Below are 24,192 nucleotides of genomic sequence, written 5' to 3'. Positions count from 1 at the left end.
TCACGCGGAAAAGCCTGTGCTTGCCCGATCCTGTGAAGGAAGGCGCAAGCAGGGCGTCGGCCGGCGCCGTCCTCTCGTCGGGCGGCCGCCGGCTTCGCACCATTATCGGCCGCGCGGCAGCGTCTGCTCCTGCTTCATCGCGTCGATATCCTGGGCCTGACGAAGCTCGCGCTGCGCGTCTTCGTTGGATTCGTCCACCGTACGGTGGTGCCCGGTCGGAAGAATATCGTCACGCAGTTCCGGATCGAGCAGCGGCTCCTCCCCGAGGCCGTAGCTTCGAACGCGCGGCGAGGCCGGATCGACACGGCGCGCATGGTGGCCGGTCGGCATCGCCTCAGCGGCACCTGCCGCAAAGACGTCGTCCTCAGCGGCCGCCGCCTGCCGGGCGCGCTCGGCCTCGTCGATCTCCCGCATGCCGCCGGCATCGCGGCCGGCGAAGGCTTCGGGCGACTTGCTGATATCCCAGCCCTCCGCCCGCCAGAGATCGGCACGCTCGTCCATGTCGATGGCGCCTTCGTCGTCGAGAATGTCGAGGGCGATATCATGGGTGGCATCGTCCACCTCGGCGGCGACCAGAAAGCCGCCGCGGCGCAGGCCTTCGGCATAGACCGTCCGGTCCTCGTCCGGAAACAGCCAGCCTTCCAGCCTGGCCCAGAAGCCGCCGCGGTCGTCGGCGGCGACGCCCGCCTTGTCGCTGTCGGCCTCGTATCCCGACATCAGCCTGATATTGGCGACGCCCGCCTCCTTCAGCCGCTCGATCGCCCTTTCGGCGTCGTCCTGGCTGTCGAAAAAGGCCGTCAGCCTGTTGTGGCTGCCCTCGCTGGATGATGCGGGACCGTTGTCGCTGTAAAGATTGCTCATGGGAATTCCTCCTCGTTTCCACCAATCCGGCAACGGCCGAAAGTGCTTGAGGTTCCCGCGCGGATGCGATTGTTCAGGACCGCAACGTCCTGAACGCGGCCCGGACCTCCTGCGCGAAAAGTTCGGGCTCCTCCCAGGCTGCGAAATGCCCGCCCTTTGCCGCCGCGTTGTAATAGATCAGCTGCGGATAGGCCCTGCCGAGCCAGTGGCGCGGCGGCCGGTAGACCTCGCCGGGAAAGACCGTGACGGCGACCGGAACCCTGACCGGTTCGAGCTTTGCCCCGGCCGCGGCATTTTCCCAATAGATGCGCCCGCTCGAAGGCCCGGTATTGGTGAGCCAGTAAAGCGTGATGTTGTCGAGAATGGCCTGCCGGCCGAGCGCCTGTTCCGGGTCCCCGCGGGTAAAGACCCAGTCGGCGATCTTGTCGTAGAGCCATGCCGCAAGCCCCGCGGGCGAATCCGCCAGCCCGTAGCCGATCGTTTCCGGCCGCGTTGCCATGATCGCGGCATAGCCGAAACCGTTGGCGAGGAAATCCCGGGCTTCCATGAAGATTGCCTTTTCCTCCGGCGACAGGCTCTCGGGCGCCGGCGCTCCGCTCATCAGCGCCTGCGCGGCGTCAGGCGGAAAGGTGGTCGCGCGCTCGACCCTGTTGACATGGATGCCAAGCAATCCCTCCGGCGCCTGCCGCCCCAGCGCATCGCTGATGATCGCGCCCCAGTCGCCGCCCTGCGAAACATAGCGGGCATAACCAAGGCGCTTCATCAGCGTGTCCCAGGCGGCCGCGATGCGCTGCGGGTTCCAGCCCCTCTCCTTCGGCTTGCCGGAAAAGCCGAAGCCGGGGATCGAGGGGATCACCAGATGGAAGGCATCGCCGGCCTCGCCGCCATGCGCGGTCGGGTCGGTCAGCGGGCCGATCACGTCGACGAGTTCGAACACCGATCCCGGCCAGCCATGCGTCATGATCAGCGGCAGGGCGTTCTCGTGGCGGGAGCGGACATGGATGAAATGGATGTCCACGCCGTCGATCGCGGTCACGAATTGCGGGAAAGCGTTCAGCCGCGCTTCGGCCCTGCGCCAGTCGTAGGAAGACCGCCACTCGTCCACCAGCGCCTTGAGCCTTTCCGGCTGCACGCCCTGCGAACGGTCGCCCACCGTCTCTCCGTCCGGCCAGCGCGTGGCCGCAAGCCGCCGCCTGAGATCGGCAAGCGCCGCCTCGGGCATATCGGCCCGGAACGGCCGGATTTCGCCGGAAAGCGCCCCGCCATCCACGGGGTCGGCCGCGCCCGCGCCCGAACCAAGCATGGCCGCAAGCCCGCCCGCAGCACCCGCAAACAGCAGCGAGCGCCGCGACATTTTCAAAGTCTCGGTCAATGGCCCTGATCTCATGACATGCCTCCATTCCGCCGGAAGGTTCGCGGCCGCGTTTCAGACGCCCGGCATCATGCGCCTGAAATGCGCCGCAAGCGATCTCAGGCCTCGTCCGGCCCGGCGCGGTAAACCAGGAACTTGTTGCCCTCGGGGTCGCGGAAATAGGCGCAGTAAGGCCCCTCGCCGTTCTCCCCGCGCGGCCCCGGCGCCCCTTCGTCGGAGCCGCCGGCCCGCAGCGCCGTCGCATGCGCCTCCCGCACCTTTGCGCGCGAGGGTGCCTCGAAGGCGACCATGCTGCCGTTGCCGGCCCTCGCCGGCCTGCCGTCGAAGGGCTTCACCACCCCGAATTCCAGCCTGCGCTTTCCATAATAGATGGCCCGGCCGGGCTGGACCAGGAAACGGCCGATGCCGAAGACGGCCATCAGCCTGTCGTAGAATTCGCCCGCGGCCTCGAGATTGCCGGTGCCGACGGTCGAATGCCCCGGCAGGCCGCGCACGCTTTCAGGCTCCGCGCTTTTCAGGTTTACGGTCATGTCGTTCATGTCTGCTCATCCTTTCATGGGGACGCGGGGGCCATTCCCCGGCGCCGCTGATGGCGCAGATGTACGGGCCGCGCGCCTTGCCCGGTACTGCGGGAAAGCGAGAGGCAGCCTCTCATCCCGGCGCTCTACCGGCGGCAGGGGCGATGCCCGATCATTGCCCTCGAAAATTCACCCCGGTCGCGGCCACGAGGCCCCCCGCAGCGGGCACAGCCGCCTGAGAGGAAGGACAACGGACATGATGACATCGTCACTCGGAGCATTGCTCGTCGCCGCCGCAATCACCGGCACGGCGCTCACGCCCGCAGGCGCCGGCACGGCCGAAGCCGCAAGGCCCGAAACCGGCACCATCGCCATCGGCGGCGATATCACGCTCAGGCGGTTCGTCGTGCCGAACCCGGCGGCGAAAGGCACCGTGCTTTTCCTGCATGGCTTTCCCGAAACCTCCGCCGTCTGGAGCGATATCGCGGCCGCGCTCGGCGACGAATTCGAGGTCCATGCCTTCGACTGGCCGGGATACGGCCTGTCGTCGCGCCCGGCCGCCGAAGATTTCTCCTATTCGCCGCGCGATTATGCCGGCGTGCTGAAGGCCTATATCGAAAAAGCCGGCATCGACCGCTCGAAGCTGACGATCTATGCCGCCGATATCGGCGCCCTGCCCGCCCTGCTTGTGGCGCTCGACGAGCCCGATATCGCGCGGGCCGTCATCGTCGGCGATTTCGCCCCCTTCAACCGGCCGGCCTATATGCACGAGCGCCTGCAGAGCCTGAAGGCCGAGCCGGCGGCCTCCGCCACCCGCGCCGCCATGAACCGGACGCGCGACGAAATCCTTGAAAACGCCCACCGGCGCGGCCTGCCCGAAGACAGGCAGTTCGATCTTGCGGCCGGCGTGAAGGAAGACATGGCCCGCGGCTGGAACAACGGCGCCCTCACCTCCGCCGACGCCTTCTACCATTATTACGCGGCCTTCACCCGCGATCAGGACCGGCTGGAGGCAGATCTCGGCCGGCTCAGCACGCCGCTGAAGGTGATCTGGGGCGAAAAGGACATCTATATCGACAGCCGCATGGGCGCGGAATTTGCCGCAAGAACCGGCGCGCCGCTCGAAATCCTGCCCGGCATCGGCCACTATCCGCATCTGCAGGCGCCCGAACGCGTCGTCGCCGAAATCCGCGCCCTAGGGGATTGAGCCATAGCCGCGGCATGCTTCCCGCAGCCGCGGCAGCGTCCAGTCGATGAAGGAGCGCACCTTGAGCGCCAGGAAACCCTGGCGCGAATAGACGATATGGATCGGCTGCGGCGCGCCCGCATAATCGTCAAGGATCGGCACGAGGGCCCCGGACGCGAGTTCGCCGGGGATCTGGTAGTCGAAGAGCCTGGCAATGCCGGCCCCGCCGATGGCGGCGGCAACGCAGTTTGCCGCCGTATTGACCTCGATGCGGTGGCGCGGCACCACCTCCACCGGCCGCCCGTCGATATCGAAGGTCCAGAAGAAAGTCCTGTTGTTGAAGATGATCCCGTCATGGTCCGGCAGCTCGCCCGGATGCTGCGGGCAGCCGCAACGCGCAAGATAATCCGGGCTCGCGCAGGTCAGAACCCGAAACTCGGCAACCTTGACCGCATAAAGCGAACTGTCCGCCAGCGCCCCCAGCCGGAAGGCGACATCCACCTGCTCGCCGACAAGGTGAACGGTGCGGTCGAGCGACAGGAGGTTCAGCGAAACGTCGGGATGCTCCGCCAGAAATTCGAGCGCGATCGGCAGCACATAACGGTTGCCGAATTCCACCGGCATGGTGATCGTCAGCACGCCCCGCGGCTGCCGGTATTCGCCGGAGGCGCGGCGCTCCGCCTCTTCCAGTTCCGCAATGATCCGGCGCGCCGCCTCCACATAGTCGCGCCCGGCATCGGTGAGCTGCAGCTTCCGGCTGGTGCGGATGACGAGGCTGGCGCCTAGCGACCGCTCCAGCTCCGCCACCTTGCGGCTGACGCTCGGCAGCGGCGCATTCAGCCGCCTGCTGCCCGCCGACAGACTGCCGGCATCGACAACGGCAAGCAGCACGCGCATCGCATCCAGCCGGTCCATCCCCCGCCGCCTTCATCCCGCCTTCCCGCGGAAAATCTTAAACCTTCGAAACTCCGGCCGATAGATGGGGCCACGTCCGCCCCGGTCTGCTGGTGTTCGATATCGCCTGCGATCGATAGGGCGTGGTCGCGCTGCCGGATGTCCAACCGGATCATCGGATTCTCTTGATCCCCTCAGCGGCAGATTTTGTTTTGACCATATATGGTCATAAAAAGCAGGCTGGGATGCCGGCCTTCCGGCTGCCTTCCGGCCGGAATGAGCGCCAGGCCCATCACGCGTTCGTTACCGCCCCGCCTGTAACAACCCGCGCACCCGTTGCGAATACCCCGACGTGCCCCGCCGAAAGAGGGGCGTTTCACGCAACGGAGATTACCCATGTTGAAGACTTCCATCAGCACCGCCCTTCTTGCCGGCGCGATCACCTCCGCCCTTGCCACGATGGCAAGCGCCGGCCCGCTGACCAAGGCCGAGGCCGATGCTGCCGTCGCTGCCCACAAGGAGAAGTGCTACGGCGTTGCCCTGAAGGGCCAGAACGATTGCGCCGCCGGTCCGGGCACCACCTGCCAGGGCACCTCGGTCAAGGACTTCCAGGGCAATTCCTGGAAATTCGTCCAGGGCGGCACCTGCGCCTCGCTTGAACTGCCGGGCGGCCGTCACGGTTCGCTGAAGCCGCTGACGCGCGACATCTAAGCGGCAGGCAACAAGGAAAGCGGAGGCGAACATGGCCAGAGTCGACATGACGTCCAACCCTCTCATGGAGACGGAAAGCACCCTCCGCTTTCCGACCTATTCGCTGGCCGGCCAGGCCGGCACCAGCTTCAAGCCGGAGCACCTTGCGGCCATATCGGCCATCGCAGGCCCGCAAGGCTTCTTCGAAATCCATGCCGAAAACTATATGGGCGCCGGCGGCCCGCCGCATCGCGCGCTGGAAAGGGTGCGCCGCGACCACCCGATTTCCCTGCATGGCGTGTGCATGTCGCTCGGCGGCCCGCAGCCGCTCGACAAGGACCACCTCGCCCGCTTCAGGAGCCTCGTCGACCGCTACGAGCCGGCGCTGGTCTCCGAACATCTTGCCTGGTCCACCCATATGGACACCTACCTGAACGACCTGCTGCCGCTGCCCTATACGGCCGATACGCTTGCCCATGTCTGCGATCACATCGACGAGATGCAGGCCGCGATCGGCCGGCCGATCCTGCTCGAAAACCCCTCCACCTACGTGCTCTTTGCCGAATCCGCCATGAGCGAGACGGATTTCATCCGCGAGATATCGCGGCGCACCGGCTGCGGCCTGCTGCTCGACATCAACAACGTCTTCGTCTCGGCCACCAATCACGGCTTTTCGGCGCTGGAATACCTGCGCGATTTCCCGCTGTCGCAGGTTGGCGAAATCCATCTCGCCGGCCATGCCGAGCAGGAGGACGACGAAGGCGAACTGCTGCTCATCGACAGCCATGACGGGCCGGTCGCCGATGCCGTCTGGCAGCTCTACGAGATCGTCGTCGCCCGCTGCGGGCCGATCCCGACCCTGATCGAATGGGACAGCAGGATTCCCGACTGGCCGGTCCTGCGCGCCGAAGCGCTCGCCGCCCAGGCGATCCTCGACAGGCATGCGGGCCAAGGACAGGCCTTCCGGCAGGAGCGCGCCCATGCGCTCGGCTGATATCCTGCCGATCCGGCCGGCGGCGGCCGACTTTGCCGGCCGCTTCTCGGCAGCGCTTCTCGATCCCGACGCTCCGGCCCCCGGCCTGGTGACGGGTCCGCGCGGCAAGCGGGCACAAAAGCGCTACAACGTCTACCGCAACAATGTCACCGTCAGCCTGATCGCCGCGCTGTCGTCGGTCTTCCCGGCCGTCGAGCGCATTACGGGGGCGGATTTCTTCCGCGCCATGGCCCGTTTCCATGTGCGCGGGACGCCGCCCGTCTCGCCGCTGCTCTTCGAATACGGGCGCGACTTCCCCGATTTCATCGACCGCTACGAATATGCCCGCGACATGCCCTGGCTTTCGGACGTGGCGAGGATCGAGCGCGCCTGGCTGGATGCCTATCACGCCGCCGATGCGCCTTCGCTCAAGGCCGAAGCGCTCGCCGCCGTGCCGCCCGAAGAGCTGGGTGCCCTGACCTTCCGGCCGCATCCGGCGACGCGGCTGGTCTGCTCGGCCCACCCGGCCGTCACCATCTTCGCCATGAACCGCGCCACCGGCCCCGTCTCCCGCGTCGAGAACCGGGCAGAAGACGGCCTGATTACCCGCATCGACGACGACGTGACCGTGCGCCTCCTGCCCCCCGGCGGCGCCGCCTTCCTCGGCGCGCTACTGGCGGGACAATGCCTTGCGGCGGGCGTTGCCGCCGGCCTCGAGGCCGAACCGGGCTTCGATCTCTCCGCCGCCATCGGCGAGATGCTTGCGGCCCATGCCTTTTCCGATCTCGGCACCTTCTCAGATATCGAACTGGAGAATTCCCATGTCTGATATGCTTGATTCACTCCCTCACAACGAGCCTCGCAACGGCGCTCTCTCCCCGCTGACGAGGCTTGTGGCGACGGCCGACGGGCTTGTCCGCGCCGTCGCCCAGCCCGATATCGTCCAGGCGGCGCTGCGCGTGGCGCTCGCCGTTCCCTTCTGGCGCTCCGGCATCCTGAAATGGGATGGCTTCCTGCAATTGAACGATACCGCGGTCGATCTCTTCACCCAGGAATTCATGCTGCACCTGCCGGGCGGCCCCTACCCCTTCCCGATGCCGGCCGTCATGGCCTTCCTGTCGGGCTGCGGCGAAATCATCTTTCCGACCCTGCTCGTGCTCGGCCTCGCCACCCGCTTCGCCGGCCTCGGCCTGCTGTTCATGACCTGCATCGTGGAACTGACCGTGCCCGACGGCTGGCCGATCCACGTCACCTGGGCGGCGATGGCGCTTGCCATCATGCGCTACGGCGCCGGCCGCCTGTCGCTCGATCATATGCTTGCGCGGATGTCGGGCACTGCCCGGAGCTAGACCGTACCGCAGCCATCGGCACCGATGCCCGCCCGGCTCGTCATTCGGCCGGGCGGCTTTTGCGCTTTGTTGCCGCAATCCTCTTGCCGTTTGCCCGCCGATGCGCTCAATAGGCGCCGACGCCGGCATTCCCTCTCGTGCCGCGTCATCAAAATTTTCGAGATGACGGTAACAAACACGTAGACCCGTGCGTAGAGGTAAGTGGCGGATGAAACATTCGGCCCGTGAAGAGGAATGGGCGGCCTGGATGCGCGCGGCAATCGCCGGCGACGCACCGGCCTATGACCGGTTCCTGAAGGCCGTGACACCCTATCTGCGTTCGATAGCGCGCCGGCGCTGCGACCAGTTCGGTGCCCCGCCGAGCGAGGTGGAAGACGTGGTGCAGGAAGTTCTGCTGGCAGTACACCTGAAGCGCGGGACCTGGGATGTGTCCCGGCCGATCGGCCCGTGGCTGTCCGCCATCGTGCGCAACAAGCTGATCGACAGCCTGCGCCGGCGCGGCCGCCATGTCGCGGTGCCGATCGAGGACGTGATGGAGACCCTGGAGGCCGACCACCACGAGGATGGCGCCGACCGCATCGATGTCGATCGCATGCTGGACGGCCTGCGCGGCCCGCAGCGCGAAATCGTCAGGTCGATCTCGCTCGACGGCGCCGGCATCCGCGAAACGGCCGAGCGGCTGCAGATGACGGAAGGCGCCGTGCGAGTGGCGCTGCACAGGGCGCTCAAAGGATTGGCGGCCCTCTATCGGAGCGACAGACGTGAGAACGGATGACCTGATCAACCTCATGGCAAAGGATGCGCGCGTACGGCTGCGCTTCGGCCGCGTCTTCATGGCGGCGCTGGTGATCGGCGTCGCGATCTCGGCCGCCCTGCTCGTCTCCACCATCGGCATCCGCGGCGACATGGCCGAGATGATCGGGACGCCGCGCGTGCTCTTCAAGATCGGCATGACCCTGCTGCTCGCCGTCACCGCCACCCGCCTCGCCTTCCGCATCGGCAGGCCCGGCGTGCCGCTGCGCCCTGCGGCACTGCTGCTTGTCCTGCCGCTCGCGGTCCTGGTTGCCGGCATCGCCGCCGAACTCATCGTCGTGCCGCAGGCCAATTGGGCAGGCAGCATGGAAGGCCGTTTCTCCGCCTTCTGCCTGCTCTTCGTGCCGACGCTGTCGATCGCGCCGCTTGCCGCCATCCTCTATTCGGTGCGCCGCGGCGCCCCGGAAAATCCCGGCATGGCGGGTGCGGTGGCAGGCCTTGCCGCCGGCGGCATCGCCGCCGCCATCTATGCCTGGCACTGCCCCGACGACAGCCCGCTATTCCTGGCGACATGGTATTCGATCGGCATATCCGTCGCCACCGCGGCCGGCTTCCTGCTCGGCCGCAGGATCCTGCGCTGGTAGCAGCCGGAAAAGCCCCCTAGGTCGTGGACTCATAAATTCGCATCCACAGCCTAGCCGAGGCGAGAGCGACGGCAGCAAGGAAGTTGGTGGCGAGCTTGTCGTAGCGGGTGGCAACCCTCCTGAAGTGTTTGAGTTTGCAGAAGAAGCGTTCGACGAGATTGCGCTGTCGGTAGAGGCTTGGATCGACTGATCTCTGGACCCTGCGGTCGCGCTGGGTTGGGATGTGGGCCTCGCCGCCGCGTTGTCGAACCAGGTCGACTAGGTGCTGCCAGTCGTAGCCACGATCGGCGATGACGACAGACGCTGAAGGAAGCCTTTCGAGCAGGCCGGGCGCGGCGGCCTTGTCAGAAGCCTGCCCTTGCGTCAGCGCGAGCCGAACCGGCAAGCCCCGTTCGTCGACCACGACATGAATCTTGCTGGTCAGTCCTCCACGAGACCGGCCGATGGCGTGATCCGGACCCCCTTTTTACCACCGGCGGCGTGCTGGTGGGCGCGGACGATGGAGGAATCGATCAATTGCATCGACTGAGGCGAAGCGGCTGCAAGCGCCTCGAAGACCCGCAGCCACACGCCCGCCTTGGCCCACCGATTGTAGCGATTGTAGGCCGTCGTGTAAGGGCCGTAGCGCTCCGGAAGATCGCGCCACGGCGAGCCGGTTCGCAAGATGTAGAAGATCGCGTTCAGAACGCGCCGATCATCCGCCCGCGCCACGCCACGGGGCTTGTTGGGAAGAAGCGGCGCAATCAGCGCCCATTCCCGATCAGTGAGGTCGAATCGTGCCATGCAAACTCCTCCTTCGGAGTTTGAATCATGAACGACCCTCAAAGGGAATCCCGTTTATGAGTACAGTCCCTAGCGCACCCGCTTTCCCGTCAGCGCCGCCCAGGCGATCCGCAGCGTATCGAGGCGCGAGCGGATCTTTTCCCGCTGCGGAATGGCCAGCTGGTTGCGGAAATCGGCAAGCGCCTGCGCTTCAAGCCTGCTGCCGAGCTTTTCCGGCAGATGCGGCACGGGCGCGCCCGTCAGCCGGTCGATGACAGTCCATTCGTCGTCGTTGCGACGTTCGATCTCGTAGCGGTTCATGGTGTCGGGGATATCTCTGAATTAGGAATGCCAAGAGCAAGAAAACCGTCTTTCCCGGTCATATGCAATCGGCAAAATGTGAGCGAACGTCAGAAAGCGCGCTCATGGTTAAAAAGCGTCTTGCCGGATCAGGCTCAGGCATGCGGTTTCGGCGTCTTGGCCTTGCCGAGACGCTTGCGGACCCTGACGGGCTTGGCCTTCAGCTGGGCCTTGGCATATTTCAGGTCTGTGGCAGGCAGGGGCCTGGCGTTGATCGCGGCGATCTCGGCCTCGAGCGCGGCCAGGCCCACCATGATCTCGTCGAACATTCTTGGCTCCATGTGCCCGTCCTCCGCTGCGGTCCATTCCCGGCCGCTACGTTAGCATCCGATAAATTGGCAGGCCAATGCCACATTGGAGCTAGCCCGAATGAACTTCGATTGCCGTCTTTTCGCCATCGCCGCGACATGCATTCATAGCAATGCGAACCTAGAATGCCGCAAGCGTCGGAAAACAGTCACGGAGGATAGTCATGCACGAGATGACTCCATCGGAAATGCTCAAAGATCCGCTGATCCGCCAGATGCTTCGCGCCGACAAGATCAGCCTGGCATCCTTTGCGGCCCTGCTCGAGGCAGCCGCCCGCCGGAACGCCCGTCCCGCCAGCGTCAGCAGCTTTGCCGCGTCGAAGATGCCCGACAGCTGGAGCATCGATGTCGCGGCCTATATCTGATCGCCCGCCTTTTACCGATGCCCGTCCGACTCCGGGCACCCCTGAGGCCCGCTCCCTGGTGAGCGGGTCCTTTTTTATGCGCGCAGCCGCAGGCCGCCCGGCCGGTCCCTGCCATCCCGGCCGTGAAGGCGGCAGGCCCTCATGCACGCCTGCCGCCTCCCACCTCCGAGCGTCCGCCGCCCAGCGCTCAAGGAGGGACGGCCACCATAGAGCGGCATTGTGGCCTTTAGGGCAGTTTGCCCTGAAGATAGTGCCTGTGTCGTGCCGCGGTCACATCACCCGTCTGGAGCAGGCGGATCGCATTCGGGCATATGTCGTTGAAAGCGTTGGCGGAGATTTCGCCTCCCCTGTGGATAAGCTGTGGATAGCCTGTGGAGAGCGGGCCGCTTGCGGGCAGGCTTCGGCGTCGGGCGTTGCCATTTCGTTCCCGATGCGGTCTTCTGATCGTGCCTGCTGTCGGCCTCCGCCGCAACTGACGCCGCTGCAGCCGGGGGCGCTCCGACATGAAGTCGTGGAGCGCCCTTCTTTTGCCCGCGGCAAATAAGTCACTCGCTTAACATTCACACAATCCGCAATTCCGAATTTCATAATTCGCGCGTATAGTGTGTTTGAGGGTTTCAATCTCCGTGCCTTGAGGGGTCGAGGATAATGAACTGGAACACGTCGTCGGCATTCGCGCCGGTCGGGCTGGTTTTGCGCGGTCGGGAAACGCACACAGTCGTGCGCACGCTCGGCGACGCCGCATATCTGCTCATCCGGGACTGGCCTTTCGATGACGGCGAGGAATATATGATCGCCGTCAAAGCCTGCATCGACGCCATCTGTGGAGAAGTGGCTCCGGAACAGTTCCGCGAGGCATTCCTGCGCGCCGCCGACGAGGCGGGCATCGCCGCGCTGACCATCGTCCACTGACGGCCCCGCTTGAGCTGGTGGCATAGACCCTGTTGATTTTCCCGGCAAAACCGTCATCTGCTTGCGGCGGCGCGATCCTGCGCGCAGGCAGGAGCCGGGAAGCAATGAAGACAGCGGCGATATCAGGCGCCATCGCCTGCCTGGCCCTTGCGGGATCGGCCGCCGCGCAAGCCGGCCGCGATGCCGCGCCGGATTACGTCGCCACCATGCAGGCGCTCGACAGGGACGGCAGGCCGGCCGATCCGGCCGTCACCGTCGTCCATCACGACGGCATGTTTCTGACCGAGACGCGGCTGCGCGACGGCCAGGCCAGCATCGGCTTCGGGCCGGACAGGAACGCCCCCGTTCTGCGCTGGAGCAGGCAGCCGGATGGCGAGGTCACGCTCATGGAGCTTCTCATGCCGGCACGCAAACCGGATGCCGCAGACAGGACCCGGCCGCTCGATGCCTCCTCGATCGTTGCCGGGCAGACATGCCGGTGGCGCGAGACGGCGGACGCATTGCGGCCGCGCGAACAGTCATGCGTGACCGGCGACGGCATCGTCGCCGAAACCAAGCTGCTCAGCGAGAAGGACCAGGCGCTCTACCACAGCCGGCTGGCGAGCCTCGAGCGCCGCGCCGTCAGGCTGGAAGACATGCGCCCGCCGCCGGAAATCCTGACGGCGGAGTTCTGGCTGCGGCCGGCAAGCATCCATGCCGCCGACCCGTCCCGGCCCGATTACGAGATCACGCTGGAAGGCGCCGGACAATCGAGCCTTCGCCTGCTGCGCCACTATCCCTGGTCCTACCGCGAGCAGCGGGACACGGATGGCGCCGTCACGGTCAGGATCTGGAACGAGCGGGAGGATCGGGGCATCCTCTATCGGCAGGGCCGAGACGATCGCCATCTGCGGGCCAGCCGGCGCGCTCCATCCTCTTCCGATCTCGACGCGACGACCGGAAGGGTCCCGCTCGGCAAAGGCGACACCGTGCTCGGAGAAACATGCGAATGGTTCGATCCGGCGCCGGCCGGGCATGACGGCGCAAGCCGCCAGTGCCTGACGAAGGACGGGCTTCCGCTCAAGGAGGATGCCGCGGGGCGCACCGCCGATCGGTCCTACACGGCAACCTCGCTGCGCCGCCGCCCCGTCGATCCCCAGGAAATGCGCCTGCCGCCGGAAGCCTTCTCACCGGCCGCATGGGGGCTGCCGTGACGGGGACCGCATAGGCTTGCTGCGCCGTGGGAGCCCGCACAGGCATCGCGCGAAAAAACCGCCTTGCATCCGCCCGCCCGCATAAAGACAGAGAAACATAAAGACATGGAAACAGGCATGTCCCGTGTCGCAAAAGCCGCGGCACGTTCGTCCTAAGGCAGAACTCCTTCTCTCAGACATGGATACAGGAACACCATGACCAGTGAACCCTTGACTTCCGAGATCGAAGAACAGGCCGAACTGCCGGTCGAAGATCATAGCGCCCGCAACAGGCTGGTAATCGGCCTGCTGCTCGTTTCCGCCTTCGTGGTCATCCTCAACGAGACCATCATGGGCGTGGCGATCCCCCACCTGATGGCGGATCTGAGGATTCCGGCAAGCTCGGCCCAATGGCTGACCTCCGCCTTCATGCTGACCATGGCCGTCGTCATCCCGGTGACGGGCTATCTCCTGCAGCGGCTGAACACGCGGCCGGTCTTCATGCTCGCCATGTCGTTCTTTTCCGCCGGCACGCTGATCTCGGCGCTTTCCCCCGGCTTCCCCATGCTGGTCGTCGGCCGCATCGTCCAGGCGTCCGGCACGGCGATCATGATGCCGCTCCTGATGACGACGATCATGCACCTCGTGCCGCCGCATTCGCGCGGCCGGACGATGGGCAATATCTCGATCGTCATATCGGTGGCGCCGGCCATCGGCCCGACGATTTCGGGCCTCATCCTTTCCTCGCTCGACTGGCGCTGGCTCTTCCTGCTGGTGCTGCCGATCGCGCTTGCCGCCCTTGCGCTGGGTGCCGCGAAAATCGAGAACGTCACCGTGCCGTCAAAGGCGCCGCTCGATGTGTTCTCCGTCATCCTGTCGGCCATCGGCTTCGGCAGCTTCGTCTACGGCATCAGCGAGCTCGGCGCCGCGCAGGCGAGCGCCGCGCCGCTCGATCCCCGCCTCATGCTCGCGGCCGGCGCCGCCGTCATCGCCGTCTTCGTCTGGCGCCAGATCCGTCTCCAGAAACACGAGAAGGCGCTGCTCGACCTGCGCACCCTGCAGACCAGGACCTTCACCATCGCCGCCGGCATGATGGCGATCCTGATGATGTCGATGTTCGGCGTCTTCATCCTGATCCCGATCTACATGCTCTCGGTACTCGGCCAGACGACGCTGACGACCGGCCTTCTGCTCCTGCCGGGCGGCCTCATCATGGGCCTCTGTGCCCCCTTCGTCGGCCGCCTGTTCGACCGCTACGGCCCCGCCCGCCTCGTCATCCCCGGCGCGCTCATCTTCAGCGCCGTCATGTGGGGCATGACCTTCCTCGGCGTCGCCACGCCCATCTGGGTCGTGCTTGCGCTGCATATCGCCATGAGCATCGGCCTTGCCCTGATGTTCACGCCGCTCTTCACCGTCAGCCTCGGCTCGCTGCCGCCGAAACTCTATTCCCACGGCAGCGCCATCATCGGCACCACCCAGCAGGTCGCAGGCGCCGCCGGCACCACGCTCTACGTCGCCATCATGACCTGGCGCGCCGGCCTGCTGACTCAAGGGCAGGCAGATGCCGCGACCGCAACCGTCGGCGGCATGCACTCCGCCTTCCTCGTCGGCGCGCTGATCTCGCTGGCCGCCGTCGCGGCATCCCTCTACGTCAGGCGCCCGCCCGCCCAGCCCGAAGGCCAGCCGATGGGCGGGCATTGAACGCCTTGCGGCGAAATTACCGGGCGTAGTAGCCAGGCTGGTCGAGATCGTCGAGCAGGCTTCGGCAGGCGGGCTGCCAGCCGAGCAGCCAGCGCGTATGGGCGCTGGAAGCCGCCATGTTGGCCGCCGCCATAGTGGCAAACCAGCCGAAATGCTCGCGCGGGCGGGGTTCCACCGGCAGACCGAGCTGGCGCCCGATCACCTCGGCGATCTGCCGGAACGGCACCGCCTCGTCGGCCACGGCATGGTAGGCGGCCTCGGTCACGCCGCTTTCGAGCGCCAGCCGGTAGAGGCGGGCCGCATCCAGCCGGTGCACGCCCGACCAGCAGTTCATGCCGTCATCCGCATAGGCCGATACGCCGGTCTCGCGGGCGATGCGCGCCAGGATCGGGATGAAGCCGTAGTCGCCGATGCCGTGCACGCTCGGGGCAAGACGCATCGTGGCCGCGCGGATGCCCTGCCCGGCAAGGGCGCGGGCGGCGGCTTCCGATCTGCGGGGCGCTGCCGGGTTCGGAAGGTCCGCTTCCGTTGCCCCCGGCCGAAAGCCCGACAGGCCCGATGTGACGATGAGCGGGCGGTCGGTTCCGGCAAGCGCCTCTCCAAGCGCGTGGATGGCGCGCTCGTCCTGCACCGCATTGTCGAGAAATTTCGAGAAGTCGTGGTTGAAGGCGGTATGGATCACCGCGTCGGCCTTGGCGGCGGTTTCGGCCAGAAGGTCGAGGTCATCGAGCGATCCCGGAACGAGTTTTGCGCCGATGACCGCTATGGCCTTTGCTCTCTCGATCGAGCGGACAAGCCCGCTGACCTTGTGGCCGGCGCGGACCAGTTCCTCGACGATGGCGGTGCCGACCCAGCCGGTCGCACCCGTTACGAATATGTGCATTGCTGCGATCTCCATTGTCGGACGGCCGTCAGGCAGCCCGTGTTGATGTCGGGTTCGTGCGGGAACCGGGCGACGTCAGGCCAGGCGCATCGACAGCTCGATGTCGTCGCCAAAAGGCGTGGACAGGTAGCCGCCCGCCGGCGAACGGACATGGTCGAGATATTCGGGGCAGTAACCGGCATCGTCGGCAATGACGAGCGCACCGGGCCGAAGCCGGCCTTCGGCCAGCGCCAGCACTTCCGGATAGAGCGATTTCGCCCCGTCGAGCAGAAGCAGGTCGATCCTGTCGGGCAGATCGGCGCTCAACGTCTGGAGTGCGTCGCCTTCGCGGATTTCGACGAGATCGGCAAGGCCGCCGGCAGCAAGGTTCTGGCGAGCCCGCGCGACTTTCGAAACCTCGAATTCGCTGCTGATCAGCCGCCCGCCGCCATTGTCGCGCAGGGCAGCGGCAAGATAGAGCGTCGAAATGCCGAAGGACGTGCCGAATTCCACGATCGTCTTTGCATTGGTGCTGCGCGCCAGCATGTAGAGCAGCTCTCCGGTCCGGCGCGAAACGGGCAGCCACAGGTCTTTCAGGCGTCCGTAGAAGTCGAGATATTCGGTCTTGCTGTGCATGAGCCGTTCCCGCTCCTCGCGGGAGAGCCCGGCCATGGCCGGGCTGGTGGCCCTGTCGGCCTCGGCAAAGAGCCGGTCGAGCAGCGGCGCGAGCGGTGCGCTTGCGATGGTGTTCATCGGAAAAATCCTTCATTTCGGATGGCTTGCTTTCGAAATGAAAATACGAATAATCCGTCGCATTCGCTAATCGCATTTGCGGAGCGCCGCTATGGCCGATCGTCCAAGCAACGGAATTTCTTCAAGAAAATCGCCAAAGCAGGCGCGCTCGAACGAGCTCGTAAACGCTATTCTGCAAGCCGCTGTTCAGGTTTTGGCGCAGGAGGGCGCACAGCGTTTCACCACCGCCCGCGTGGCCGAAAGAGCCGGCGTCAGCGTCGGCTCGCTCTATCAATATTTCCCCAACAAGGCCGCCATCCTGTTTCGGCTGCAGAGCGACGAATGGCGCCAGACCTCACATCTTCTGGGCGAGGTCCTCAGCGACGAAACCCGGCCGCCGCTGGACCGGCTACGCTCGCTGGTCCACGCCTTCATTCGCTCCGAATGCGAGGAGGCCGCCGTGCGGGTGGCGCTGAACGATGCGGCGCCCCTCTATCGCGACGCCCCGGAGGCGCAGGAAGCCCGGAGCGCCGACGACCCCGTCATCGAGCGTTTCATGCGCGAGACGCTGCCAAACGCGTCCGACACGATCCGGGCCATGGCCGGAGACCTGGTCATGACGACGATGAGCACGGTCGGAAAGGAATTTTCCGAGGAGGCGCATGGCGAAAGCGAAATCTCCGCCTTCGCAGACGCAATGGTCGACATGTTCTGCGCCTATCTGCGCAGCCTGGGCAAGCTTGGGGCAGACGGTCAGGCGATGTCAGGCGCGGTGGCCGTCTTCGGCGCCTGATACCATCGCCAACAGGCCCGGCCATGCCGCGGCCTAATGATAGGTCACGGCCGGATCGAACACCCTTTGCAGGAAGGAGCGCAGCGCCATCTGCGCGTATTCCCTCGGAATCTCGTGCCCACATTCGAAGACGTGCAGCGTGACGGACACTGCCGCGTCCGACAGCGCATCCGAGAACTGTTCGGCCTGGGCAACGGGAGCCCGCTCGTCGAGCCTTCCGTGCAGCAACAGGGTCTCAGCCCGGATTTTCGGCGCGTGATGCAGGGCCGAGCGTGCAAGGAAGGCTTCGCGGGACCGGCCGGCTTCCTGCTCGATCGCGAACCGCAAACCTTTCGAACTGCCCTTGTAGACCGCCTCGAGGTCGTAGACGCCGCTGCGCAGGATGACGGCTCGCAGATCGGGGACCTGGGCTGCGACCATGGCCGATGCCACCGCTCCCCGGCTGTTGCCGTAGAGAACGATGCGGCCGGGATCGACGCAAGGCTGCGCCCGCAGGAAGGATAGCGCGGCGATGATCGCCCGCTGCGTGTGCGGGCCGCAGAAATCCGCCGGTCCGTCCGAAGCGCCGAAGCCCGGTTGCGAGACCGCCGCCGCGGTGACGTTCAGGCGGGAACAGAAACGCAGCAGCGTGCCGGTATCGACGGCTTCCTTCGCGCCGGTCAGACGGCCGCCCTGATTGCCGTGAACGAAGAGGATCGCCCCCTCCGGCGTCTTGCTCTCGGGCTGAACCTGAAAGAGCTCCACGCGTGCCCCGTCACCCCTGTCGATCAGATGTCGCGTCACATCGGGCATTTTCACCTCCGGCTTTGCGTCCCGAACCGGAGCGAGGCGGACCTTGCCGCCAAGGTCGCCGGCTGCCGTGCCCGGCGAAACTCGCACAGGCGGGCCGTCAAGTCTCCCCTGGATTTCCGGGGTGCGCAGCAGCGGCCGGCGGGCGCGCAGCCCTAGACACGCTCCCCGCATCTCGACAGGATATCGTCGACGACAAGCACAAGCGGTGCCGTGGCGTCGATGGTCGTCGCGTTTGCGGGAATGTCCTCCTTGGTCGCGTGCACGCGAAAAACCACCGCGCGCTCGGCCGCATTGCCGCCGAACTCGTCTTCCCCTCTTCCGGCAAGCCGCCGCTCCAACGTGTCGAGATCGACGTCGAGAACGAAGACCGCGTCGAACAGGCCGATGAACTGGCCGGAATTCCTCGCTCCGCCGCAGAAGAAGGAGACCGGGCGGCTCTTGTCGGCCACGATCGACCTGACCCTGTCGACATGCCAGACATGGTGCCGGTGCCGGAAATCCACGTCCCGGCCGTTCGCCTGCAGCACGGCCTCGCAGAGCGGCTCGCCGGTCTGCGGATCGCCTTGATAGGCCAGTTCGCGATCGCCGTGGACGACATGATAGCCGCGCCGCTGCAATTCGGTGGCGACCGAGGTCTTGCCGGCCCCGGAAACGCCTTCGATCAGATAGTTCCTGACACCCATCCCGCCCCCGTTCGACCAGCCGCGCATGTCCCGGCATCGGCCGGAAACCCCGTCGCCCGCTCACGCAGGGCCGGCAGCATCGACAAGTCAAGCATGACAAACGGATTTCCGACACGCCATTCGCATAAATTCCTCCGGCCATTCGCATAAATTCCTCCGGAATGTCGGCATGTTGCTGCCGGCTTCGTCCTGGGGCAGATCACGAGAGGAGAAGCACCATGAGAAAAATCACCGCCTCCACATTCGTCAGCCTCGATGGCGTCATGCAGGCACCCGGCGGCCCCGAGGAAGATCCCGTCAACGGCTTCCGGTTCGGCGGCTGGGTCTTCAACTACTGGGACGAGGAAGCGGGCAAGGTGATCGGCGAACTTTTCGCCAGGCCCTTCGCGCTGCTGCTCGGCCGCAGGACCTACGACATCTTCGCCGCCTACTGGCCCTATCAGGACGATGCGATCGCCAGGGCCTTCAACCCCGCCGCCAAATATGTCGCCACACACCGGCCCGAAAGCCTCTCCTGGCAGAATTCGCAGGCCCTCGGCCCCGATGTCGTCGCGGCCCTGCGCAGGATCAGGCAGGAAGACGGGCCGGACCTGCTCATCCAGGGATCGGGCAATCTCATCCAGACCCTGCTTGCCAACGACCTGATCGACGAAATGACCGTGCTGACCTTCCCGCTGCTGCTCGGCGCCGGCAAGCGGCTGTTCGAAGGCGGCGCGGCACCGCGCGCCCTCAAGCTTGCCCGCTCGGCCGTATCCGGCACCGGCGTCATCATCGCAACCTATGAGCGGGGCGGGCAGATCCGGCCGGGCTCGTTCGTCTCCGGCCAACCCTCCGAGGCCGAGCTCGAACGCCGCCGGACCTGGAAATAGCGGCCGGCCGCCGGCGAACATATCCGCGGCCTTCCCGGCGGGTCCGGCCGTCACGAAAATCGGGGCCGCGGATGTCGAAAAAGTGATTTGGTTCCAACAGCTTCTGCCATTGATGGGCTTGCCTGAAACAGCGAATGCCCATCTTCTGCCCGAATGTTGGCGTTCTAGTCGGCCTTCACCCCACAGGCTGAATGCGCGCGCCGCCACAGTATCTATCAGGTTTCGAGGACATCAGAATGCCGCTGAAAACATCTTCCCGCTGGATCGCACCGCTTGCCGGCCTGCTGGTGCTCTCGGGAAGTGCGCTTGCCGCCCGCGCCGAGCCGCAGCCGGCGCCGCCGGTCACGCAGGCCGCGCCGAAACCCGGCTACGCCGTGCCCGCGCGCCGGCCGGCCCATATCGTCAGGCAGGATGCGGATTCGACGCTCTCGGCGCTGTTTGAAACGGCAGGCGGCAACCAGGCGAAAGTGCTGCGCGCAATGGCCGGCCTGCAGATCGTCATGAACAACGATATCGCCGATGCGGTGGAGGCCTATTACGCCCAGCCCAAGGCAAAGCTCATCTGGGTGGACGGCAAGGGGCCGACGCCAAAGGCCGCGCAGGCGCTGAGCCTTCTCAAACAGGCCGACGACTGGGGCCTGAACGCCGGCGACTATGCCGTCGCCCCGCCGCGGGGATCGGGCGACCGCGCCAGCGCCCTCGCCGAATTCGAAGTCTCGCTCTCGGCCAGGATGCTGATGTTCCTGCAGGACAATTTCCGCGGCCGCATCGATCCCAACAAGCTGTCCAACTATTATGATTTCAAGCGCAAGCCGGTCGACCTGAAGGCCACGATCGCCCAGCTTTCCGCCACGCCGGACCTGATGGTGGTCTTCGACCGCCTGCTGCCGAGCAACCCGAAATTCGCCCAGCTCGCCGCCGAGCTGCATTACCTGCGTACCTCCGGCCAGGGCGGCGACAACGCCGCCAACATCAACAAGGTGATCGTGGCGATGGAGGAGATGCGCTGGCTGCCGCAGGAATTCCCCGACCGCTACGTCTTCATCAACCAGCCGGCCTACATGGCCTATTATTACGAGAACAGCACGCTGACGCTGTCGATGAAGGCCGTGATCGGCCAGCAGGACCACCAGACCAATTTCTTCGACGCGTCGATCAAGACGGTCCAGTTCAACCCCGACTGGGGCGTGCCGCAATCGATCATCCGCAACGAGATGCTGCCGCACCTGAAGCGCGACCCGGCCTATCTCGACAAGGAAGGTTACGTCGTCTCGGTCAAGGGCAAGACCATGCCCTCGGCCAAGGTGGACTGGTCGCAGCCGCTCGAAAATATCGGCGTCGTCCAGCCGCCGGGTCCCGACAATGCGCTCGGCCAGTTGAAGATCCTCTTCCCGAATTCGCACGATATCTACATGCACGACACGCCCGCGCGCGGCAAGTTCGCCTCGCAGGACCGCATGTTCAGCCATGGCTGCGTGCGCCTGGAAGACCCCAAGGCGATGGCTGCCGCCGTGCTCAAGACCTCGGTCGAATTCGTCGACCAGCAGATTGCCGACGGCCAGAAGAAGGACATGCCGGTTCCCGAACAGGTGCCGGTCTATGTCGCCTATTTCACCGCCTGGCCGACGGATGACGGCGTCATCCACTATTTCGACGACATTTACGGCCGCGACGCACAGACCCTGACGGCGATCTCGGCGACGACCGCAAGCCGCGCGCAATCCTAGGCCCGGCCACCCGCCGCCTACCGCTTATTGCCGACGCCGCCTTCACCTGTGCGGCGACGGCAAACTGTGGCATAACTGGCCGATGGCCATACATGTCCTGGCAGTCCATCGCGAGAGTGTCGGGACGGAACAGGCGGCAGGCGGTTCGCTTGCGGGAGCCTATTCCGTCGGCGTCCTCTGCTGGCTGCTGTCGGCCGGCGTCTATATCGCCGCCAAATGGGTTTCCGCCGAAATGCCGCCCTGGGCGCTCTGCTTCTGGCGCGTGCTCATCGCGTTCGCGATCCTGCTGCCGATCGTGCGCCCCCATTTTTCCGACATGCTGGCGCTGGCGCGGGCGCGCGGCCCGGAGCTGCTGTTCATCGGCGGCATCGGCCTTGCCGTCTGCCAGGGCCTGATCTTCGTCGGCCTCGAACATGCCGATGCCACCACCGCCGGCATCATCATCGCGCTGATCCCGATCATCACCATGATCCTCGCCCGCCTGATGCTGGCCGAGCCGATGGGGCGCTGGCAGGTGGCAGGCTCCATCCTCGCCTTCCTCGGCATCCTCGCCATCATCGTCAAGGGCAGCCCGGCGGCGCTGCTGCACCTCGATTTCAATGCCGGCGAACTGTGGATCGTCGCCGGCGCCGTCTGCTTCAGCCTCTATACCGTGCTGCTGCGCCGCGCGAAATTCGACCTGAACCGGCTGGCCCTGCTCGTGCTGCTGCTTGCCACCGCAACGCTGACGGCCCTGCCCTTCTACCTCTACGAACTTGCCGCCGACGAACGCTCGACGCTGAATGCGAGCGGCCTCGTGGCGCTTGCCTATGTCGCAATCCCCGGCGGCGCGTTCATGTATTACCTCTTCAACCGCAGCATCGAGGCGCTGGGCGCTGCCCGCGCCGGCGTGCTTCTCTACATCCAGACGATCTTCATCGCCGTTCTCGCCTATTTCATCCTCGGCGAGAAGCTGCAGACCTACCACCTCGAAGGCGCGGCCCTCATCATCGCCGGCCTGCTGCTCATCATCCTGCTGAAGCCGAAGGAAAAGGCGGCCGGAGCCTGAGCGGCCGGAACCACAGGCTCACGCCTTGCCCTCCACCCCATAGCGCAGCCCGTCTACCAAGAGCGCAATCATCCGCCGCGCCATCGCCGGATCGTCCCCCTGCCCGAGATTGGAAAGCTGCGCGCCGGCGCGCAGGAGTTCGCCCGCCTGCACATCGCCGCGTGCCGCGCCTGTCGCAACGGCCCTGTCCAGCAGGCCCTGCAATGCGGGGATCATGCGCTGGTCGAAATAGGCAGGCAGGGCCTGATAGGCCGGATCGCCGGAATGGAGGGCTGCGGCAAGGCCGCGCTTGGCCATGATGAAATCGGCAAAGCGCTGCATCCAGCGCGCCAGCGCCTCGCCCGGCTCATGCTCGGCAGTCAATGCGGCCGCCGCATCGGCGCAGGCATCCACCTCGTTGCGCATCACCGCCTTGATGAGATCGGAGCGCTGCGGAAAGTGGCGATAGACCGTGCCGACGCCGACGCCCGCCTTTTCCGCGATCTCGCGCACCGGCGCATCGACGCCCGACGTCGCAAACACGTCCAGCGCGGCTTTCAGCAGCAAATCCAGGTTGCGCCGCGCATCGGCGCGCACCGGCTTTTCATGGCCGCTTTCGGCCGCACGCGCCTCGTCCGGGCTGCCAAACCCCTCAGTCACATCAACACCCCTTGCAAAACGGAACAACGTTCCGTATAAACGGAACCGCGTTCCGGATGCGCCCTTATACCCTCTCGTCAGGGACTTTGCCAGCGGCAAAGCCGTGATGACAGGGCTTCTAGCAGATTCAAGGCCTGCCCGCGAGGCAGCGCAGTTTCAGAAGGAAAAGAAGATGCAATACCGTCCCCTTGGCCGCACCGGCATCAAGGTCAGCCCCTATTGCCTCGGCGCCATGATGTTCGGCGCCATCGGCAATGCCGATCACGACGATTCCATCCGCATCATCCACAAGGCGCTCGATGCCGGCATCAACTTCATCGACACCGCCGACATGTATAGCCACGGCGAATCCGAGGAGATCGTCGGCAAGGCGCTGAAGGGCCGGCGCGACAATGTCGTGCTCGCCACCAAATGCTTCATCCCGATGGGCCAGGATCCCAACCAGCAGGGCAGCTCGCGCCGCTGGATCTACCGCGCCGTGGAAGACTCGCTGCGCCGCCTGCAGACCGATCATATCGACCTCTTCCAGATGCACCGCCCCGCCCCCGACACCGATATCGAGGAGACGCTTTCGGCCCTCACCGACCTGATGCACGCAGGCAAGATCCGCGCCATCGGCTCCTCCACCTTCCCGGTCTCCGAGATCGTCGAGGCGCAATGGGTTTCCGAAAAGCGGGGGCTCGCCCGCTTCCGCACCGAGCAGCCGCCCTATTCCATCCTGCATCGCGGCATCGAACGCGAAGTCCTGCCGGCACTCGAACGCTACGGCATGGGCGCCCTCGTCTGGAGCCCGCTCGCCATGGGCATGCTCACCGGCCGCTATCGCCGGGGTGCTGCCCAGCCGGACAGCGCCCGCGTTGCCTATTTCCCGAAGCAGATGTCGAACGAAAACAGCCTCGATGCCGTCGAGCGGCTCATCCCGCTCGCCGAAGGCGCCGGCATCTCGCTCACCCATATGGCGCTTGCCTTCGTCATCGCCCATCCGGGCGTCACCTCGGCCATCCTCGGCCCGCGCACCATGGAACAGCTCGACGATCTCCTGGCCGGCGCGCAGGTGCGCCTCAGCGACGAACTGCTCGACGCCATCGACGCCATCGTGCCTCCCGGCACCGAAACCGGCCCGCTGGAGGCCAACTACCAGCCGCCGGCGATAGAGACCGCAAGCCTGCGCCGCCGCCCGCCCGCCGAACGCGCCGCCGGCTGACCGGCAAATGCGCCGAAGGCCCC

28 protein-coding genes are annotated in these 24,192 nt (G+C 65.8%); 16 read left to right on the top strand and 12 right to left on the bottom strand.

Annotation, left to right across the window (positions count from 1 at the left end):
• Window positions 1-102: 102 nt before the first annotated feature.
• The 3 genes from ACU8HS_RS17875 to ACU8HS_RS17865 form a co-directional block, all read right to left on the bottom strand.
• Window positions 103-861, bottom strand: coding sequence for a hypothetical protein (locus ACU8HS_RS17875; RefSeq protein ID WP_447014815.1), 759 nt, complete (start codon window positions 859-861; stop codon window positions 103-105).
• Window positions 862-934: 73 nt separating this feature from the next.
• Window positions 935-2,248, bottom strand: a complete 1,314-nt coding sequence (locus tag ACU8HS_RS17870; protein WP_447014814.1) for an epoxide hydrolase family protein — start codon at window positions 2,246-2,248, stop codon at window positions 935-937.
• An 83-nt stretch (window positions 2,249-2,331) separates the two neighbouring features.
• Window positions 2,332-2,772, bottom strand: coding sequence for a VOC family protein (locus tag ACU8HS_RS17865; RefSeq protein ID WP_112571386.1), 441 nt, complete (start codon window positions 2,770-2,772; stop codon window positions 2,332-2,334).
• A gap of 235 nt (window positions 2,773-3,007) precedes the next feature.
• Between ACU8HS_RS17865 and ACU8HS_RS17860 the strand changes: the two genes are divergently transcribed.
• Complete coding sequence (locus ACU8HS_RS17860) at window positions 3,008-3,958, top strand: alpha/beta fold hydrolase (protein ID WP_447014813.1); 951 nt, start codon at window positions 3,008-3,010, stop codon at window positions 3,956-3,958.
• Here the strand turns inward: ACU8HS_RS17860 and ACU8HS_RS17855 are convergent.
• On the bottom strand, window positions 3,947-4,852 hold the full coding sequence (locus tag ACU8HS_RS17855) for a LysR family transcriptional regulator (protein WP_112571382.1): 906 nt from the start codon (window positions 4,850-4,852) through the stop codon (window positions 3,947-3,949). The genes ACU8HS_RS17860 and ACU8HS_RS17855 overlap by 12 nt on opposite strands.
• A 375-nt stretch (window positions 4,853-5,227) precedes the next feature.
• Here ACU8HS_RS17855 and ACU8HS_RS17850 point away from each other — a divergent pair, with 375 nt between their 5' ends.
• The 6 genes from ACU8HS_RS17850 to ACU8HS_RS17825 all read left to right on the top strand — a co-directional run bounded on the left by ACU8HS_RS17850 (window position 5,228) and on the right by ACU8HS_RS17825 (window position 9,240).
• Window positions 5,228-5,542 (top strand): BufA1 family periplasmic bufferin-type metallophore, encoded by a 315-nt coding sequence (locus ACU8HS_RS17850; protein WP_112571380.1) that lies wholly within the window; start codon window positions 5,228-5,230, stop codon window positions 5,540-5,542.
• A gap of 31 nt (window positions 5,543-5,573) precedes the next feature.
• Window positions 5,574-6,515, top strand: coding sequence for an MNIO family bufferin maturase (bufB, locus tag ACU8HS_RS17845; RefSeq protein ID WP_112703315.1), 942 nt, complete (start codon window positions 5,574-5,576; stop codon window positions 6,513-6,515).
• A complete protein-coding gene (locus tag ACU8HS_RS17840) occupies window positions 6,502-7,323 on the top strand; it encodes an HvfC/BufC family peptide modification chaperone (RefSeq protein ID WP_447014812.1) in 822 nt (273 codons plus the stop codon). The genes bufB and ACU8HS_RS17840 overlap by 14 nt, the downstream gene beginning before the upstream one ends.
• Window positions 7,316-7,843, top strand: coding sequence for a DoxX family protein (locus ACU8HS_RS17835; RefSeq protein WP_112758587.1), 528 nt, complete (start codon window positions 7,316-7,318; stop codon window positions 7,841-7,843). The genes ACU8HS_RS17840 and ACU8HS_RS17835 overlap by 8 nt, the downstream gene beginning before the upstream one ends.
• Before the next feature lie 208 nt (window positions 7,844-8,051).
• Entirely contained in the window at window positions 8,052-8,618 is a 567-nt protein-coding gene (locus ACU8HS_RS17830) for a sigma-70 family RNA polymerase sigma factor (protein ID WP_112758585.1), read from the top strand.
• The gene (locus tag ACU8HS_RS17825) at window positions 8,605-9,240 is read left to right on the top strand and encodes a DUF1109 domain-containing protein (protein ID WP_112758583.1); all 636 of its coding nucleotides are present in this window, start codon (window positions 8,605-8,607) and stop codon (window positions 9,238-9,240) included. Before ACU8HS_RS17830 ends, ACU8HS_RS17825 begins: the two co-directional genes overlap by 14 nt.
• Window positions 9,241-9,256: 16 nt before the next feature.
• Here the strand turns inward: ACU8HS_RS17825 and ACU8HS_RS17820 are convergent.
• The 3 genes from ACU8HS_RS17820 to ACU8HS_RS17810 all read right to left on the bottom strand — a co-directional run bounded on the left by ACU8HS_RS17820 (window position 9,257) and on the right by ACU8HS_RS17810 (window position 10,643).
• Window positions 9,257-10,023 (bottom strand): IS5 family transposase gene (locus ACU8HS_RS17820; RefSeq protein WP_447014811.1). Its coding sequence is split into 2 segments (ribosomal slippage): window positions 9,257-9,699 and window positions 9,699-10,023, totalling 768 coding nucleotides; the frame shifts between segments, so codons are not numbered across the junction.
• A 69-nt stretch (window positions 10,024-10,092) separates the two neighbouring features.
• On the bottom strand, window positions 10,093-10,323 hold the full coding sequence (locus ACU8HS_RS17815) for a hypothetical protein (protein WP_112571360.1): 231 nt from the start codon (window positions 10,321-10,323) through the stop codon (window positions 10,093-10,095).
• A gap of 134 nt (window positions 10,324-10,457) precedes the next feature.
• Entirely contained in the window at window positions 10,458-10,643 is a 186-nt protein-coding gene (locus tag ACU8HS_RS17810; protein WP_112703310.1) for a hypothetical protein, read from the bottom strand.
• Window positions 10,644-10,834: 191 nt separating this feature from the next.
• Between ACU8HS_RS17810 and ACU8HS_RS17805 the strand changes: the two genes are divergently transcribed.
• The 4 genes from ACU8HS_RS17805 (at window position 10,835) to ACU8HS_RS17790 (ending at window position 14,820) form a co-directional block, all read left to right on the top strand.
• Window positions 10,835-11,035, top strand: coding sequence for a hypothetical protein (locus tag ACU8HS_RS17805; RefSeq protein WP_112571356.1), 201 nt, complete (start codon window positions 10,835-10,837; stop codon window positions 11,033-11,035).
• 648 nt (window positions 11,036-11,683) lie between these two features.
• Window positions 11,684-11,947, top strand: a complete 264-nt coding sequence (locus tag ACU8HS_RS17800) for a DUF982 domain-containing protein (RefSeq protein WP_112571354.1) — start codon at window positions 11,684-11,686, stop codon at window positions 11,945-11,947.
• A gap of 104 nt (window positions 11,948-12,051) precedes the next feature.
• The gene (locus tag ACU8HS_RS17795) at window positions 12,052-13,140 is read left to right on the top strand and encodes a hypothetical protein (protein ID WP_447014810.1); all 1,089 of its coding nucleotides are present in this window, start codon (window positions 12,052-12,054) and stop codon (window positions 13,138-13,140) included.
• A 195-nt stretch (window positions 13,141-13,335) separates the two neighbouring features.
• Window positions 13,336-14,820: a DHA2 family efflux MFS transporter permease subunit gene (locus tag ACU8HS_RS17790; RefSeq protein WP_447014809.1), complete on the top strand. Its 1,485-nt coding sequence runs from the start codon at window positions 13,336-13,338 to the stop codon at window positions 14,818-14,820.
• A 16-nt stretch (window positions 14,821-14,836) separates the two neighbouring features.
• Here ACU8HS_RS17790 and ACU8HS_RS17785 read toward each other — a convergent pair whose 3' ends face one another.
• Together ACU8HS_RS17785 and ACU8HS_RS17780 are read right to left on the bottom strand one after the other, a co-directional pair.
• Window positions 14,837-15,703 (bottom strand): SDR family oxidoreductase, encoded by an 867-nt coding sequence (locus ACU8HS_RS17785; RefSeq protein WP_447014808.1) that lies wholly within the window; start codon window positions 15,701-15,703, stop codon window positions 14,837-14,839.
• Window positions 15,704-15,778: 75 nt separating this feature from the next.
• Complete coding sequence (locus ACU8HS_RS17780) at window positions 15,779-16,435, bottom strand: O-methyltransferase (protein ID WP_112703306.1); 657 nt, start codon at window positions 16,433-16,435, stop codon at window positions 15,779-15,781.
• A 91-nt stretch (window positions 16,436-16,526) separates the two neighbouring features.
• Between ACU8HS_RS17780 and ACU8HS_RS17775 the strand changes: the two genes are divergently transcribed.
• Window positions 16,527-17,207, top strand: a complete 681-nt coding sequence (locus tag ACU8HS_RS17775) for a TetR family transcriptional regulator (protein ID WP_447014807.1) — start codon at window positions 16,527-16,529, stop codon at window positions 17,205-17,207.
• A 33-nt stretch (window positions 17,208-17,240) separates the two neighbouring features.
• Here the strand turns inward: ACU8HS_RS17775 and ACU8HS_RS17770 are convergent, their stop codons facing one another.
• Window positions 17,241-17,999 carry an alpha/beta hydrolase family protein gene (locus ACU8HS_RS17770; RefSeq protein ID WP_447014806.1) on the bottom strand — a complete coding sequence of 253 codons (759 nt, stop codon included), beginning with the start codon at window positions 17,997-17,999 and terminating at the stop codon, window positions 17,241-17,243.
• Window positions 18,000-18,151: 152 nt separating this feature from the next.
• Window positions 18,152-18,682: an AAA family ATPase gene (locus ACU8HS_RS17765; RefSeq protein WP_447014805.1), complete on the bottom strand. Its 531-nt coding sequence runs from the start codon at window positions 18,680-18,682 to the stop codon at window positions 18,152-18,154.
• A gap of 218 nt (window positions 18,683-18,900) precedes the next feature.
• Between ACU8HS_RS17765 and ACU8HS_RS17760 the strand changes: the two genes are divergently transcribed.
• From ACU8HS_RS17760 to ACU8HS_RS17750, 3 genes are all read left to right on the top strand, one after another.
• Window positions 18,901-19,551, top strand: a complete 651-nt coding sequence (locus ACU8HS_RS17760) for a dihydrofolate reductase family protein (protein WP_447014804.1) — start codon at window positions 18,901-18,903, stop codon at window positions 19,549-19,551.
• A gap of 236 nt (window positions 19,552-19,787) precedes the next feature.
• On the top strand, window positions 19,788-21,278 hold the full coding sequence (locus ACU8HS_RS17755) for a L,D-transpeptidase family protein (protein WP_447014803.1): 1,491 nt from the start codon (window positions 19,788-19,790) through the stop codon (window positions 21,276-21,278).
• 82 nt (window positions 21,279-21,360) lie between these two features.
• Window positions 21,361-22,326, top strand: coding sequence for a DMT family transporter (locus ACU8HS_RS17750; protein ID WP_447014802.1), 966 nt, complete (start codon window positions 21,361-21,363; stop codon window positions 22,324-22,326).
• Window positions 22,327-22,344: 18 nt separating this feature from the next.
• On the opposite strand, the gene ACU8HS_RS17745 is transcribed toward ACU8HS_RS17750, so the two are convergent.
• Window positions 22,345-22,965, bottom strand: a complete 621-nt coding sequence (locus tag ACU8HS_RS17745) for a TetR/AcrR family transcriptional regulator (RefSeq protein ID WP_112569775.1) — start codon at window positions 22,963-22,965, stop codon at window positions 22,345-22,347.
• Window positions 22,966-23,137: 172 nt separating this feature from the next.
• Between ACU8HS_RS17745 and ACU8HS_RS17740 the strand changes: the two genes are divergently transcribed.
• Entirely contained in the window at window positions 23,138-24,169 is a 1,032-nt protein-coding gene (locus ACU8HS_RS17740) for an aldo/keto reductase (RefSeq protein ID WP_447014801.1), read from the top strand.
• Window positions 24,170-24,192: the final 23 nt, after the last annotated feature.

The sequence above is a fragment of the Rhizobium sp. KDH_Rht_773_N genome (genome assembly GCF_052946295.1).
This window is presented reverse-complemented; position numbering and strand designations above follow the sequence as displayed.

What these genes read in the sequence shown, in the direction of transcription:
- ACU8HS_RS17875 (WP_447014815.1), bottom strand. Translation starts at nt 861, where the DNA reads ATGAGCAATCTTTACAGCGACAACGGTCCCGCATCATCCAGCGAGGGC.
- ACU8HS_RS17870 (WP_447014814.1), bottom strand. Translation starts at nt 2,248, where the DNA reads ATGAGATCAGGGCCATTGACCGAGACTTTGAAAATGTCGCGGCGCTCG.
- ACU8HS_RS17865 (WP_112571386.1), bottom strand. Translation starts at nt 2,772, where the DNA reads ATGAACGACATGACCGTAAACCTGAAAAGCGCGGAGCCTGAAAGCGTG.
- ACU8HS_RS17860 (WP_447014813.1), top strand. Translation starts at nt 3,008, where the DNA reads ATGATGACATCGTCACTCGGAGCATTGCTCGTCGCCGCCGCAATCACC.
- ACU8HS_RS17855 (WP_112571382.1), bottom strand. Translation starts at nt 4,852, where the DNA reads ATGGACCGGCTGGATGCGATGCGCGTGCTGCTTGCCGTTGTCGATGCC.
- ACU8HS_RS17850 (WP_112571380.1), top strand. Translation starts at nt 5,228, where the DNA reads ATGTTGAAGACTTCCATCAGCACCGCCCTTCTTGCCGGCGCGATCACC.
- bufB (WP_112703315.1), top strand. Translation starts at nt 5,574, where the DNA reads ATGGCCAGAGTCGACATGACGTCCAACCCTCTCATGGAGACGGAAAGC.
- ACU8HS_RS17840 (WP_447014812.1), top strand. Translation starts at nt 6,502, where the DNA reads ATGCGCTCGGCTGATATCCTGCCGATCCGGCCGGCGGCGGCCGACTTT.
- ACU8HS_RS17835 (WP_112758587.1), top strand. Translation starts at nt 7,316, where the DNA reads ATGTCTGATATGCTTGATTCACTCCCTCACAACGAGCCTCGCAACGGC.
- ACU8HS_RS17830 (WP_112758585.1), top strand. Translation starts at nt 8,052, where the DNA reads ATGAAACATTCGGCCCGTGAAGAGGAATGGGCGGCCTGGATGCGCGCG.
- ACU8HS_RS17815 (WP_112571360.1), bottom strand. Translation starts at nt 10,323, where the DNA reads ATGAACCGCTACGAGATCGAACGTCGCAACGACGACGAATGGACTGTC.
- ACU8HS_RS17810 (WP_112703310.1), bottom strand. Translation starts at nt 10,643, where the DNA reads ATGGAGCCAAGAATGTTCGACGAGATCATGGTGGGCCTGGCCGCGCTC.
- ACU8HS_RS17805 (WP_112571356.1), top strand. Translation starts at nt 10,835, where the DNA reads ATGCACGAGATGACTCCATCGGAAATGCTCAAAGATCCGCTGATCCGC.
- ACU8HS_RS17800 (WP_112571354.1), top strand. Translation starts at nt 11,684, where the DNA reads ATGAACTGGAACACGTCGTCGGCATTCGCGCCGGTCGGGCTGGTTTTG.
- ACU8HS_RS17795 (WP_447014810.1), top strand. Translation starts at nt 12,052, where the DNA reads ATGAAGACAGCGGCGATATCAGGCGCCATCGCCTGCCTGGCCCTTGCG.
- ACU8HS_RS17790 (WP_447014809.1), top strand. Translation starts at nt 13,336, where the DNA reads ATGACCAGTGAACCCTTGACTTCCGAGATCGAAGAACAGGCCGAACTG.
- ACU8HS_RS17785 (WP_447014808.1), bottom strand. Translation starts at nt 15,703, where the DNA reads ATGCACATATTCGTAACGGGTGCGACCGGCTGGGTCGGCACCGCCATC.
- ACU8HS_RS17780 (WP_112703306.1), bottom strand. Translation starts at nt 16,435, where the DNA reads ATGAACACCATCGCAAGCGCACCGCTCGCGCCGCTGCTCGACCGGCTC.
- ACU8HS_RS17775 (WP_447014807.1), top strand. Translation starts at nt 16,527, where the DNA reads ATGGCCGATCGTCCAAGCAACGGAATTTCTTCAAGAAAATCGCCAAAG.
- ACU8HS_RS17770 (WP_447014806.1), bottom strand. Translation starts at nt 17,999, where the DNA reads ATGCCCGATGTGACGCGACATCTGATCGACAGGGGTGACGGGGCACGC.
- ACU8HS_RS17765 (WP_447014805.1), bottom strand. Translation starts at nt 18,682, where the DNA reads ATGGGTGTCAGGAACTATCTGATCGAAGGCGTTTCCGGGGCCGGCAAG.
- ACU8HS_RS17760 (WP_447014804.1), top strand. Translation starts at nt 18,901, where the DNA reads ATGAGAAAAATCACCGCCTCCACATTCGTCAGCCTCGATGGCGTCATG.
- ACU8HS_RS17755 (WP_447014803.1), top strand. Translation starts at nt 19,788, where the DNA reads ATGCCGCTGAAAACATCTTCCCGCTGGATCGCACCGCTTGCCGGCCTG.
- ACU8HS_RS17750 (WP_447014802.1), top strand. Translation starts at nt 21,361, where the DNA reads ATGGCCATACATGTCCTGGCAGTCCATCGCGAGAGTGTCGGGACGGAA.
- ACU8HS_RS17740 (WP_447014801.1), top strand. Translation starts at nt 23,138, where the DNA reads ATGCAATACCGTCCCCTTGGCCGCACCGGCATCAAGGTCAGCCCCTAT.